Source organism: uncultured Alistipes sp. (assembly GCF_902388705.1).
Lineage (GTDB): Bacteria > Bacteroidota > Bacteroidia > Bacteroidales > Rikenellaceae > Alistipes.
In genome coordinates this window covers 85,627-98,737 of record NZ_CABMQJ010000007.1, presented here as the reverse complement: position 1 = coordinate 98,737, position 13,111 = coordinate 85,627, and the positions used below count along the sequence as shown (strand labels likewise).

Sequence of the window (13,111 nt, the reverse complement as noted above, 5' to 3'; positions counted from 1 at the left end):
GCCAAGCGGGGGCGCCGCGCCGCAGCAGGATTAGGAGCGTCGCGGATTTTCGGCGGACGTATTCGCAATTGCCGCGGAGCGTGCTGCAGCTATGAAACGGGGAGGGCCGGTCTTTCGTAAGACCGACCCTCCTGCTTTTGCACTCCGGAATCCCCGCACCTCGGGTCGCGCCGGGCTGTTGTGCCGCTATTTCCGCTTATCCCACACGGGGCGTGCGGGATGGCTGCAAACGCCGCATGCGATTTTTTCCGGGTAAATATGCGGGCGTTTCGTTTTTGGTCGCTATCTTTGGAATACCGCTTGCGATTATTCCCGACCTAAACGATTCTGCGATGGATTTGACGTTCAGCACGCCTTTGAAAGGCAACCTCGTCCTGTGCGGCGATTACCGCGACGCACAGTTGCTGCGCCGCCCCAACCTCTACAAGTTTGTCTGGGTGCGGCAGGGCCGGCTGTCGCTCGAAGTCGACCATATTCCGCTCGAATTGCAGGCGGGGGAGCTCGTCCCCCTGACGCCGCTCCACAGCCTCGAAGTCACCGCGGTCGACGGCGAATACCTCATGCTGGCTTTCGACAGTAATTTTTACTGCATTTTCGGCCACGACGGCGAAGTTTCGTGCAACGGCCTGCTTTTCAACGGCACCTCCGGAGTACTGCGGCTCGCGTTGTCCGAAGCCCGCACCGCCGCTTTGCAGCGGGTGGTCGACGAGCTGCTGGCGGAGTACGAGGTGGCCGACGGCCTGCGCGAGGAGATGCTGCGCATGCAGCTCAAGCGGTTTATCATAATATGTACGCGCATTGCGCGCGAGCGTTTCTCCATCGGCGCCGACCGCGAAAAGCTTTTCGATACCGTGCGCCGTTATTATGTGCTGGTCGATGCGCATTTCCGCACGAAGAAACGGGTGCAGGAGTATGCCGAGCTGCTGCACCGCTCCCCCAAGACGCTCGCCAACCTGTTCGCATCCTGCGGACAGCCCTCGCCTTTGAGCATCATCCACGACCGGGTCAACGCCGAGGCGCGGCGCCTGCTGCTTTACACGGCCAGAAGCGCCAAGGAGATTGCCTACCTGCTGGGGTACGAGGATGCGGCAGCTTTCAGCCGGTTTTTTGCGAAAATGAACGGCGAGAGCATCACGGAGTTCCGCCAGCGCGAAAAACGGGAATAATATCCATCTTTTCCGGCACTCCTGCCATCGCCTGCCCGGTCCGGAATCCCGACCTTTGCATCATCGAACTTAACGTATAAACGATATGATGCAAAAACTTTCCGGCCTGTTTTACGGCTTCCTGAAAATCGCGGCACGCACGCAGCGACTCGGCCTCGGGATGATTCGCGTGGCCATCCTTGTTGTCTTCGTCTGGATAGGCGGACTTAAATTCTGGAACTACGAGGCCGAGGGCATCGTGCCTTTCGTGGCCAACAGTCCCTTCATGAGCTTCTTCTACAACGGGGAAGCGTCCGAGTATAAGGATTACAAACTCAAGGAGGGCGAGTTCGATGCCGCCAAGCACGCGTGGCATGAGAAAAACAACACCTACGGATTCTCGCACGGCCTGGGATTGCTGATTATGGGTATCGGCATCCTGACCTTCCTCGGCTTCTTCTCTGCGCACGTAGGACTGGCCGGCGAAGTGCTGGCTATTGTCATGACGCTCGGCACGCTGTCGTTCCTCGTGACCACGCCCGAAGTCTGGGTGCCGGATTTGGGCAGCGGGGAGTACGGGTTTCCGCTGCTGTCCGGGGCGGGGCGGCTGGTGATAAAGGATACGGTGATTCTCGCCGGGGCCGTGGTGCTGCTTTCCGATACGGCGCAGAAACTGCTGGCACGGCGTAAAGCGTAGCGAAGTGAATTGAAAAAGGACATCGGAAGATGTCCTTTTTCAATTGTTTCCCGTGCCGCATTTCTCGGGGCTGTGCGCTGTCGACAGCCGGGAGTCCGTCGCTTTACTTCTGGCGGAAATAGATTTGCATCGGCACGCCGGAGAAATCCCAGTGGTCGCGGATGTTGTTTTCGAGGAAACGGCGGTACGGTTCCTTGATGTACTGCGGCAGGTTGACGAAGAACGCGAACTGCGGCGTCGGTGTCGGCAGCTGGGTCACATACTTGATTTTGATGTACTTGCCTTTGGTTGCGGGCGGCGGATAGTTCTCGATTAGCGGCAGCAGGAAATCGTTGAGCTCCGAAGTCGAGATGCGGCGCTTGCGCGACTGGTAAACGCGGATTGCGGTCTGGAGCACGTCGAAGATGCGCTGTTTGCTCAATACCGACGTAAAGATAATCGGAATGTCGTTGAACGGCGCGAGTTTTTTCTTCAGGAATTCCGTCCACTCCTTCATCGTGTTGTTGTCCTTTTCGACCAAATCCCACTTGTTGACCACGATTACGCAGCCCTTGCGGTTGCGGACAATCAGGTTGTGGATGTTGAGGTCCTGCGATTCGAGGCCCTGCTGCGCGTCGAGCATCAGGATGCAGACGTCCGAGTTTTCGATGGCGCGGATCGAGCGCATTACCGAGTAGAATTCGAGGTCTTCCATCGCCTTGCCTTTCTTGCGCATGCCCGCCGTATCCACGAGGTAGAAGTCCATGCCGAACTTGTTGTAGCGGGTGTGAATCGAATCGCGGGTGGTGCCGGCAATCGAGGTCACGATGTTGCGTTCCTCGCCCAGCAGGGCGTTGGTCATCGACGATTTGCCGACGTTCGGACGGCCGACGATGGTGATGTGGGGCAGGTCTTCGTCCTCTTCGGCTGCGGTTTCGGAAGGGAGTGCCGCGAGGATGGAGTCCATCAGGTCGCCCGTGCCGCTGCCGCTCATCGAGCTGATGCAGTAGGGGTCGCCCAGTCCGAGGGCGTAGAACTCGTGCGAAGAGTATATCTGATCGTTGTTGTCGACTTTGTTGCAGACGAGAATCACCTTTTTCGACGTGCGGCGCAGGATGTCGGCCATCAGCATGTCGAGGTCGGTGATGCCGGTTTTTACCTCCACCAGGAACAGGATCACGTCGGCCTCGTCGATGGCCAGAAGCACTTGGCGGCGGATTTCATCCTCGAAGATGTCCTCCGAATTGACGGTATAGCCGCCTGTGTCGATGACGGAAAATTCCCGTCCGTTCCAGTCGGTCTTGCCGTAATGGCGGTCGCGGGTGGTGCCTGCCGTCGCATCGACGATGGCTTTGCGCTGGCCCACCAGGCGGTTGAAGAGGGTGCTTTTGCCGACATTCGGACGGCCCACGATTGCTACAAGACTCATACGCTTTCCTTTTTATGGTGCAAAGATAGTGCAAGCCGGGGGGAATGCCAAATTTATTTGGGGATTGCCCGGGCGCAGACTGTCCGATTCGGCGTTGAAATCATGCTGGCAGGGCATAAACCCCCGACCTGCGCGGAATTTTCCGGCGTGCGTATATTTTTCGTGGAACAGACAAGTCCGCGGCCCGGAACCGCCGCCGCTCCTTCCTGTTCCTTCCCGTTCCGGGCCGGCTTACAGGTAGCGGCTCTCCGTATCGCCCGCCTGTACGGGATAGACCAGCACGAAACTGTGGCCCGGGAAGAACTGCTCCATGTATCCCGGCACCTTGCTCATGGCGGGGTGGTAGGAGATGCGCTCGCGGCGGCTCATCACGATCCACAGGCAGTCGTCGCGTTTGGTTTCGTAGGTCAGCGCCGTCAGGTCGTTCCAGCAGTCGGAAACCACGTAATCGGCTTTTGCCGAGCGCCTGCCGCGTGCGGGCCGCAGGTATTGCATCGTATTTTCGGGAGCGTAGAAAACGATTTTCGCACCCGAGTTGTCGGCGATGTTGCGCAGTTTCTTCAGCCACATCTGGAACCCGGCTTCCTTTTCCGCCTTTTCGGGTACGACGACCAGGTGGCGCTTGACGGTTGTCAGCGGTTGTTCGGGATGGTAGAAGAAGGTCGTCGCGTTGCTGTATCCCAGCACGTCGGCCGCCAGACGACCGATGCCCGAGCCGCCCGGCGTGCGGTCGTGGTGCATGCCCATCACGATGTCGGTGATGTTGCGCTCCTTGACCACGCTGACGATGGCGTTGGCGATGTTCACATCGTAGCGCAGAAGCTGCTGCAGGTAGTTGTCGGCCGATGCCGCTGCCTGCGCCGCCGTGTCGAGCAGCTTGCGGCCCTGTTTTTCGAGGTTGGGGTCTTCGACCTTGTTGTCGATGGCGTTCAGCGCATAGAGCCCGTTGCGCTCCTTGGCTTTTTTGAGCGTCATACTCATGCAGACCAGCTCGTAGGCGGTCTGCTCGTTGGCCAGCGGAATCAGGATGTGGTCTTCTTGCTGCGGCTCCTTGTCGTCGTCCAGCGCATTGCGCATGGCGATGTTGTGGGCGCCCCGCTGCGTGGCGAACGTCGAAACGGTGCAGGTGGCGAGTATCATCAGGATGGTGCCGTTGAGGACGCTTTCGCTCAACAGGCGTATCGGCTCGCCGTCGGGCGTATGGCCGAGAATGACGTTATAGCCGACCATGACGGCTGCGAGCGTCGCCGCGACGTGGGCGCTGCTCAAGCCGAAGATTACCGTGCGCTGGTCGGGCGAGAGGCGGAACGTTTTCTGGGTAAACCAGGCCGCCAGGAATTTTGCGGCCGTAATCAGGACAATCATAATCAGCGCCACCTCGATGCTTTCCCAGTCGCGGAAGAACGCCCGGTAGTCGATGAGCATGCCCACGCCGATCAGGAAAAACGGAATGAATATGGCATTGCCGACGAACTCGATCCGGTTCATCAGGGGCGAGGTGCGGGGAATCTGCCGGTTGAGCGCCAGTCCCGAGAGGAATGCGCCGATAATCGGCTCCAGTCCCGCCAGGTGGGCGAGGTAGGCCCCGAGGAAAACCATGACCAGCACGAAGATATACTGCGATACGCTGTCGCTGCACTGTTTGAAGAACCAGTGTGCGAGCAGGGGAAAGAGGAACAGGATGATGCCGATCGAGAGGAGCACCGAGGCACTCAGGCGCCACCAGAACGTTTCGTCGACATTGCCCGTCGCCATGCCCACGATGACGGTCAGCAGCAGCAGTGCCAGCGTGTCGGTGATGACCGTGCCGCCCACGGCGATCGTTACGGCCTTGTCGCGTGCGATGCCGAGTTTACTGACGATGGGGTAGGCGATGAGGGTTTGCGAGGCGAAAAGCCCGGCGAGCAGTATGGAGGAGTAAATCGGAAATCCCAGGACGTAATAGCCGGCCAGGATGCCGAGCGTGAGCGGGACGCAGAATGTGTAAAGTCCGAAGACGAGGCTTCGCCAGCTGTTTTTCTTGAAGTCGGACATGTCCATGTCTAATCCCGAGAGGAACATGATATAGAGCAGGCCGGCCGTTCCCGAGAGGATGATGCTGCTGTCGCGCAGCACGAGGTTCAGGCCGTGGGGGCCGATCACCGCACCTGCGATGATGAGCCCCAGCAAATAGGGGATTTTCAGTTTGTTCAATAGCAGCGGTGCCGCGAGGATGATGACCAGAATCAGCAGGAATTTCAGAATCGGATCCTCGAGCGGCAGCGTTATGGGGTCTATATGCGCGAATAGGAACATACGGTCGGATTGATGTATTCATACAAATATAATAAAATCCGCGGTAAAATCCAAACGCCTGCCGCGTTTTGCCCCGCGGCGAACCAATCTGCCGATACTGCGGCCGGTTTTTCGTGCGCCGGCCAGCCGAATGCGGCGGCGGGCGCCGTTTCATACGGCCTGCCTGCGGCCGATATGCCCTGCCTGTTTGTCGATAACCCTTATGCCGGCGGCCGGCACGGCGATTTCGGGAAACGGATTCTCCTGTTAGCCGGAAAGTTCGGCGGCGGCGATTGCGGCTCTGACCGGTTCCGGCGAGGCTGTATATCTCGCACGTTTTTTGTTCGTCGGGATGCTGATATCGGGCCGCCAGGGTAAAGAATTGTGAAATATTAGAGGCCTGAAATAAGGTTTTTGCAGAAAAAAACGTAACTTTGAAAAATGGTAGATTTGAAAATTCGCCGCCGATGAGTGTCGAAAAAGTGGACAAACGCATACTGTGGCCCGTGCTTATGGGCTTCTTTATCATGGGCTTCTGTGACATCGTGGCCCCCATCACGGGCCGCATCGCCACGGAATTTCCCGAATCGCAGCAGGCGGCCGTGAGCTTCCTGCCCACGATGGTGTTCCTGTGGTTCCTCGTGTTGTCGACCCCGTTCGCGGCGCTGATGAACCGCATCGGCCGCAAGGCTACGGCGATCATCGGCTATGCCTTTACCATTGCCGGGCTGCTGGTGCCCTACGCCGCGGGCGAGGGCTGTGCCCTCGGGTGGTACTTTGCGGGCTTCGGGCTGCTCGGCATCGGCAATACGGCCATCCAGGTGGCGATCAACCCCCTGCTGGCTACCATCGTGCCGGGCGAACGGATGACCAGTTACCTGACCGTGGGGCAGATTTTCCGCAACACGTCGCTGTTGCTGCTGGCGCCCATCGTCACGGGGCTGGTGGCGCTTACGGGGTCGTGGCGCCTGTTGCTGCCGATTTATGCGGGACTTACCGTGCTGGGGGGCGTCTGGCTCCAGGCTACGACGGTCGCCGAGCCGGTGCGAAACGGGCGTGCGGCCGGCATGTCGGACTGTTTCCGTTTGCTGAAAAATAAAACCGTATTGCTCTGTACGCTCGGTGTGGCCTGTTTTATCGCGGGCGATGTGGGCATCGGCTTCCTTTCGGTGCGGCTGATCGACAATCCCGATTCGATTCTCACCACCACGGGTTTCTATGCCTGCCGTATCGTCGGTACGCTGGTGGGCGCGTGGGTGTTGGTGCGGTTCTCGGATGTGAAATACCTGCGCTGGAACATGGCGGGGGCGCTGGCGCTCTGCGCCGTGCTGCTTTTCGTGCGCCACGAGGCCGCCATTTATACCGCCGTCGGCCTGATGGGGTTCGCCCTGGCCTGCGTATTCGCGACGTTCTATGCCGTGGCGACCAAGGCCGTTCCGGAGTCGGCCAACGAGGTGGCGGGACTGATGATTCTGGCCATTGCCGCCGGGGCCGTTTCGGGCCCGGTGTGCGGAGCAATCATCCGTTGGACGGGGAATGCCCACCTGGGGATGTTGTTCGTCGCCCTGTGCGTAGGATATATGCTCTGGGCAAGTTTTAATTTGAAAACCAAAAAATAAATTGCTGATGATTCGCAAAGTTGTATTGACCCTGCTGTTGGCCGCCTGCGCATTGCCGGTCGCCGCACAGCGTCCCCGAACCCGAATCGAATGGGGCGTGATAGGAGGTATCAACGTCCCCGATTATACGACGAACATGTCGAAAACCGACGTCAAGAATAAACTGGGCTGGCAGGCCGGTATCGTCACGGCTGTCAATCTGGGCGCCTTTGCCGTCGAGCCGCAGATACTCTACGTGCGTCAGGGACTTCGCATCCGTCCCGAGGGCGGCAAGGAGATTAACCTCAAGTCGAATTCGATCGACGTTCCGGTATTGTTGTCGCTGCGCCTGCTGCGTCCGTTCCGCTTCTATGTAGGCCCGGTCTTCACGGTGATGAACGACTGCAAGCAGAAGTCGGGCGGCGACCTGCTCGATTTCGGGCGCGTGCGCCCCACCATGTCGTTCACGGCGGGCGCCGGGGTCAAGCTGCTGGGGCACATGCTCATCGATTTGCGCTACAACGGCCAGTTCAAGGGGAAAAAGGACGTGGTGCTGCCCGACGGCAGCAAACTCGACAAGCTCCGTTCGTATAACGTCGCATTGAGCCTCGGTTACCTGTTTTAGCCTATGACGGAAGCTGTCGGAAAAGAGATTATCATCGAGGGTGTCGATCCCCGGGAGCTTTACGGCCCCCAGAATGTCTACCTCGACCAGATTAAATCGCTGCACCCCCGCCTGAAAATCGTCGCCCGGGGTTCGTCGCTCAAAGTACTGGGCTCCGAGGCCGAAACCCAGCGCTTCGACAAGCGCATGGAGGGACTGGTGGCCTATTACCTCAAATACGGACACATCTCGACCGAAGTCGTCGACCAGGCGTTCGCGGGCGGCATTGCCGATCAGGACGTGCCTGTCGACAAGGATGTCATCGTTTACGGCAACAACGGCAATATCATCCGCGCACGCACGGTGAACCAGCAAAAACTGGTGAAACTCTACGACCGCAACGACCTGCTGTTCGCCGTGGGGCCTGCCGGATCGGGCAAGACCTATACGGCCATTGCGCTGGCAGTCCGGGCCCTCAAGGAACGGCATGTGCGGCGTATCATCCTCACGCGGCCGGCGGTCGAGGCGGGCGAGAAGCTCGGGTTCCTGCCGGGCGATATGAAGGAGAAGCTCGACCCCTACCTGCAGCCCCTTTACGATGCGTTGAACGACATGATTCCGCCCGCCAAGCTGGTGAAATACCTCGAAGAGGGTACAGTGCAGATTGCGCCGCTGGCCTACATGCGCGGCCGCACGCTCGACAATGCGTTCGTCATTCTGGACGAGGCGCAGAATACGACCCTGTCGCAGATCAAGATGTTCCTCACGCGTATGGGCCGCAATGCCAAATTCATCGTCACGGGCGACGTGACGCAAATCGACCTGCCGAAGAAAAGCGACAGCGGACTGGTGCGCACGATGGAGATATTGCGCGGTGTCCCGGGCATCGGTGTCGTCGAGTTCGACAAACGCGACATCGTGCGCCACCCGCTGGTGAAATACATCGTCGACGCGTTCGACAAGCGGGCCGGGGACAATCCTGCCGTAGAAAACGAACAAACAAACCTAAAAACCGAATAATATGGATAAGAATCTGTCTGCGCTCAAGCCGGCGCTCGTATGGAAACATTTCGCGGAGATCGTCCGCATTCCGCGCCCCTCGTCGCACGAGGAGAAGATCCGCAAATACGTCATGGATTTCGCCCGGACGAAAGGCCTGGAGTGCAAGGAGGACGCCGCGCATAACGTCTATGTCCGTAAGCCCGCTTCGAAAGGCATGGAGGATCGCAAGGGCGTCGTCCTGCAGGCCCACCTCGACATGGTGCCCCAGAAGAACAACGACAAGACGTTCGACTTCACCAAAGACCCCATCGACGCCTACATCGACGGCGAATGGGTGACGGCCGACGGTACGACGCTCGGGGCCGACAACGGTATCGGCGCTGCGGCGATTCTTGCCGTGCTGGAGGACGATACGCTGGTGCACGGCCCCCTGGAGGCACTTTTTACCGCCACCGAGGAAACGGGCATGGACGGCGCTTTCGGCCTGAAAAAAGGATTGCTGCACGGCGACATCCTGCTGAACCTCGACTCGGAAACCGAAGGTGAACTGTATGTGGGGTGTGCCGGGGGGCTCGACGCCAACGTCACCTTTAAATATGCGGCCGAGCCGACGCCTGCGCGCAACTATACGGCGGCGAAAATCACTGTCAAAGGGCTCAAGGGAGGCCATTCGGGCATCCAGATCGGTTGCCAGCGCGCCAATGCCAACAAGGTGCTGTTCCGTTTCCTGAACGCCGCATCGGCGTCGCGCGACGTGCTGCTGTGCTCGGTGGACGGCGGGGGCCTGCGCAACGCTATTCCCCGCGAGGCCGAGGCCGTGGTGATGGTGAAAACAAAAGAGTTCGAAGCTTTCGCCAAGGAGTTGAAAGCTTACGAGAAAGTCATCAAGGCCGAATATGCCGGCATCGAAGACGCCGTGTCCGTCAAAATGAAAGCGTGCGACGCCCCGAAAGAGATAATCGCACGCGAAGTGGCCGCCAACCTGACCAAAGCCGTGGTCGGCTGTCCCGACGGCGTGCAGAAAATGTCGATGTCGATGCCCGGACTGGTGCAGACCTCGACCAACCTCGCGCGCGTGGTTTCCGACGGCAGGACGGTTAAATTGCAGTGCCTGCTGCGCAGTTCGGTCAATACCGAGAAAGAGGCGCTGGGCGAGGCGATTGCGGCCGTGTTCACGCTGGCCGGCGCCAAAGTGCAGTTAACGGGCAGCTACGACGGCTGGAACCCCGATATGGAGTCGCCGATTCTGAAAGCCATGACTGCGTCGTACAAGGCCCTGTACGGCAGGCAGCCCGCGGTGACGGCAATCCATGCGGGGCTGGAATGCGGTATCATCGGCAGCAAATATCCCAAAATGGACATGATTTCGTTCGGCCCGACAATCTGCTATCCCCACTCGCCCGACGAGAAAGTCGAGATAGCTTCGGTCGGCAAGTTCTACGAATTCATGGTCGACACGCTGCGCAATATTCCCAAAAAGTAACGCATCTTGGAAGCCGGTAAGGTCAAATGGTTCGTCATTGTCAATCCCGTGGCCGGTCGCGGCCGCGGGCTGGACCATTTTCCGCAGATTTCGCGTTACCTGCGCGACGAGCAGATACTCTGCGAGCCGGTCTTTACGGAACACAAGTTCCACGCTACGGAACTTACCGTGTCGGCCGTCAAGGAGGGGTATCGGCATATCATCGTCGTGGGCGGCGACGGCACGTTGCACGAAGTGGTCAACGGCCTGTTCATCCAGCAGGAGGTGCGTCCCGACGACGTGCTGCTGGCCGTGATTGCCGTCGGTACGGGTAACGACTGGGTGCGAACGTTCGGTATTTCGAGTCGTTACCAGGACGCCGTGCGGGCGATCCGCGAAGGGTATTCGTTTTTGCAGGATGTCGGCGTGGTGTCCTACGAGGAGTCGCACTACCGCCAGTGCCGGTATATGGCCAACGTCGCGGGCGCGGGTTTCGACGCGCATGTGGTGCGCAAACTCTCGCACCTCAAGAAGAAAGGCCGCAAGGGCCGCTGGCTCTATACGTGGTGCATCGTAAAGAATTTTTTCCGATATAAATCAACGGGCGTCAAGGTGTGGGTCGACGACAGACTGGTCTACAACAACCTGTTGTTGAGCATCGCCATCGGCATCTGCAAGTACAACGGCGGCGGCGTGCAGCAGCTGCCCGAAGCCGTGGCCGACGACGGCATGCTCGACCTGTCGCTGATTCGTCCGGTGCATTTCTGGCATCTGCTGTTCCGGTTCCACTACCTGTTCAACGGCGGGATTTACCGTATCCGGCATATCCTGCAGGAGCGTGGCAGCCATATCCGCATCGAATCCTCGCCCGAGGTGTCGGTCGAGGTCGACGGGGAGTTGCTGGGGGAAACGCCGCTCGAATTTTCGATTCTCCACCGCGCGATTCGGATTGTCGTGGCCCGGGATTTCTACGACCGTCAACCGGAAAACTGCGCATGTCCGGCGCCGAAGGCGAATTAGGGTGCGGGACGGGATACGTCTGGTTATAAAACAAGCAGGCCTCTATGAGGCCTGCTTGTTTTATTGTCGGGATGTTCTGTCAGTTGACGCTTTCGATGACGTCGACTTCGGTGATCACCCAGTCGAACAGGTCGTTGGCGCACTGGCCCTCCAGCTGGCGCAGCTGCGACATGTCGGTCGTGTCGGCCAGTATGGCGTTGAAGAACTGCGACATCGTGTTGTAGGTAGCGTTGACCTTGCCTGCGAAGCAGTTGTAGAACGCCTTCTGCTGCTCATGGTCGAGGCCTGCCGGGAGCACTCCCTGGGCCACCAGGTAATTATAGGGGAAAATGTGCCGCATGTTGCGTGCATCTGCGTTCAGTTCGTCCACGATGGTCGTCACGACTACCATGTCGACCGTGTCGGTCACGCCCGGCATCTCGACGAAAGTCGTGTAGACCGGGTAGTTGCCTTCCAGTTCCCCGGCCACTTGGTCGGTGAAGATCACGAACTCGGCGTCGGTCAGGTCGTCGAGGTAAACCATCTGGCGGTAGCTGCGCAGGGCTTCGCGCATGGCTTTGCGCTGTTCGTGATTCCATTGCCGGCTCTGCGAACAGCCGATGAAGCCTGCCGCAAACATGGACAGCAGGGATACACAGAGGAGAATTTTTTTCATTGTTTCCTTGATTTTGGTTTTACTTACCGGTGGGACGCAATCCGTGTGCCAAAAATTCATATCTTTGCGGGAAATGAAGTCCCGATGGTATCGGGGCGCCGCGGCACACCTGATAAATTTGTCTATGTACCCGGCATGCATTAGCTTTACACAAAACCAACCGACTATGGATGTATTGACATTTCGTGACTACTGCCTGTCGCTGCCCCTGACGGAAGAAACGACGCCTTTTGACGAAACGACGCTCGTATATAAGATCGGCGGTAAGATGTATGCCTGCGCCGATATGGTCGATTTCGACTGGGTCGCCGTGAAATGCGATCCCGACGAAGCGCAGCTCCTCCGTGAGCGCTACGACGAAGTCGGCACGGCGTCGCATTTCAACAAGCGGCACTGGAACGGTATCCGCACGACGGGCGATCTGCCCGACACCTTTATCCGCGAACAGATACGCAACTCCTATATGCTCGTACTGCGGCAGAACGTTTCTCCCAAATCGCTGCGCGAGGAGATTCTCGCCTATGTCGGGGAGCACGGACTGCCCGAATAGTCCGCACGGAAAATCCAATTACAAAACATTAGAATATGAATATCCGGTTTCTTTTTGCGGCGCTGGTTGCGGCGCTGGCGTTGGTTTCGTGCGGCAGCGGCGCACGGACGGAACTTTTCAATGGCAGGGATCTCACCGGGTGGGTGTGCGTCACGGACGGCGAAAGCGATGCCCCCGCCGAAGGGGTTTTCAGCGTCCTGGACGGTAATATCCGCATAACGGGCACTCCGTTCGGTTACATGCGCACCGCCCGGCAATACGGCGATTACAGGCTTCACGTCGAATGGCGGTGGATAGGAGACGCTACGAACAGCGGTATTTTCCAGCGTGTGCAGGAGGGGGACAAGGTCTGGCCCGATGCGATTGAATGCCAGCTGATGGCCGGGCGTGCCGGGGATCTCGTGATGCTCGGGGGTGCACGGATTGCCGAGGTGGAGCCCGTGGGGAAATTTCCGATAAAGGCGCGTTACGACGATGCCGGCTGCGAAAAGGCCGCAGGCGAGTGGAACGAAGCCGAAATCGTGTGCCAGGGCGACCGTATCACCGTCTATATCAACGGTGTGCTGCAGAACGAGTGCACCGGGGCCAACCCTGCGGGATATATCGCGCTCCAGAGCGAAGGCGGAACCGTCGAGTTCCGCAATGTCTACCTTGCCGGTGTCGAATAGCCGGCTCCGTGTGCGGGCGTTACAGGAA

The 13,111-nt window shown here is 58.9% G+C and carries 13 protein-coding genes; 10 read left to right on the top strand and 3 right to left on the bottom strand.

Annotated elements, in window-relative coordinates; genetic code table 11:
• The first annotated feature begins 332 nt into the window (after positions 1–332).
• Positions 333–1,166 carry a helix-turn-helix domain-containing protein gene (locus tag QZT71_RS04395; RefSeq protein WP_295912995.1) on the top strand — a complete coding sequence of 278 codons (834 nt, stop codon included), beginning with the start codon at positions 333–335 and terminating at the stop codon, positions 1,164–1,166.
• Positions 1,167–1,251: 85 nt separating this feature from the next.
• On the top strand, positions 1,252–1,842 hold the full coding sequence (locus tag QZT71_RS04390) for a DUF417 family protein (RefSeq protein ID WP_295912993.1): 591 nt from the start codon (positions 1,252–1,254) through the stop codon (positions 1,840–1,842).
• Between the two features lie 103 nt (positions 1,843–1,945).
• Here QZT71_RS04390 and der read toward each other — a convergent pair whose 3' ends face one another.
• A complete protein-coding gene (der, locus tag QZT71_RS04385; RefSeq protein WP_295912991.1) occupies positions 1,946–3,250 on the bottom strand; it encodes a ribosome biogenesis GTPase Der in 1,305 nt (434 codons plus the stop codon).
• Between the two features lie 231 nt (positions 3,251–3,481).
• On the bottom strand, positions 3,482–5,545 hold the full coding sequence (locus QZT71_RS04380) for a cation:proton antiporter (protein WP_295912988.1): 2,064 nt from the start codon (positions 5,543–5,545) through the stop codon (positions 3,482–3,484).
• A gap of 12 nt (positions 5,546–5,557) precedes the next feature.
• Between QZT71_RS04380 and QZT71_RS04375 the strand changes: the two genes are divergently transcribed.
• The 6 genes from QZT71_RS04375 to QZT71_RS04350 all read left to right on the top strand — a co-directional run bounded on the left by QZT71_RS04375 (position 5,558) and on the right by QZT71_RS04350 (position 11,210).
• On the top strand, positions 5,558–5,902 hold the full coding sequence (locus QZT71_RS04375; protein WP_295912986.1) for a hypothetical protein: 345 nt from the start codon (positions 5,558–5,560) through the stop codon (positions 5,900–5,902).
• An 89-nt stretch (positions 5,903–5,991) separates the two neighbouring features.
• Positions 5,992–7,143: a sugar MFS transporter gene (locus QZT71_RS04370; RefSeq protein WP_295912984.1), complete on the top strand. Its 1,152-nt coding sequence runs from the start codon at positions 5,992–5,994 to the stop codon at positions 7,141–7,143.
• Between the two features lie 7 nt (positions 7,144–7,150).
• Entirely contained in the window at positions 7,151–7,747 is a 597-nt protein-coding gene (locus QZT71_RS04365; protein WP_295912981.1) for a porin family protein, read from the top strand.
• Positions 7,748–7,750: 3 nt separating this feature from the next.
• On the top strand, positions 7,751–8,746 hold the full coding sequence (locus tag QZT71_RS04360) for a PhoH family protein (RefSeq protein WP_295912979.1): 996 nt from the start codon (positions 7,751–7,753) through the stop codon (positions 8,744–8,746).
• 1 nt (position 8,747) lies between these two features.
• On the top strand, positions 8,748–10,211 hold the full coding sequence (locus QZT71_RS04355; protein WP_295912977.1) for an aminoacyl-histidine dipeptidase: 1,464 nt from the start codon (positions 8,748–8,750) through the stop codon (positions 10,209–10,211).
• A gap of 6 nt (positions 10,212–10,217) precedes the next feature.
• Complete coding sequence (locus tag QZT71_RS04350) at positions 10,218–11,210, top strand: diacylglycerol kinase family protein (protein ID WP_295912974.1); 993 nt, start codon at positions 10,218–10,220, stop codon at positions 11,208–11,210.
• Positions 11,211–11,289: 79 nt separating this feature from the next.
• Here the strand turns inward: QZT71_RS04350 and QZT71_RS04345 are convergent, their stop codons facing one another.
• Positions 11,290–11,865 carry a hypothetical protein gene (locus QZT71_RS04345; RefSeq protein ID WP_295912970.1) on the bottom strand — a complete coding sequence of 192 codons (576 nt, stop codon included), beginning with the start codon at positions 11,863–11,865 and terminating at the stop codon, positions 11,290–11,292.
• Between the two features lie 166 nt (positions 11,866–12,031).
• Between QZT71_RS04345 and QZT71_RS04340 the strand changes: the two genes are divergently transcribed.
• Complete coding sequence (locus QZT71_RS04340) at positions 12,032–12,415, top strand: MmcQ/YjbR family DNA-binding protein (RefSeq protein ID WP_295912967.1); 384 nt, start codon at positions 12,032–12,034, stop codon at positions 12,413–12,415.
• Positions 12,416–12,450: 35 nt separating this feature from the next.
• On the top strand, positions 12,451–13,083 hold the full coding sequence (locus tag QZT71_RS04335; protein WP_295912965.1) for a DUF1080 domain-containing protein: 633 nt from the start codon (positions 12,451–12,453) through the stop codon (positions 13,081–13,083).
• Positions 13,084–13,111: the final 28 nt, after the last annotated feature.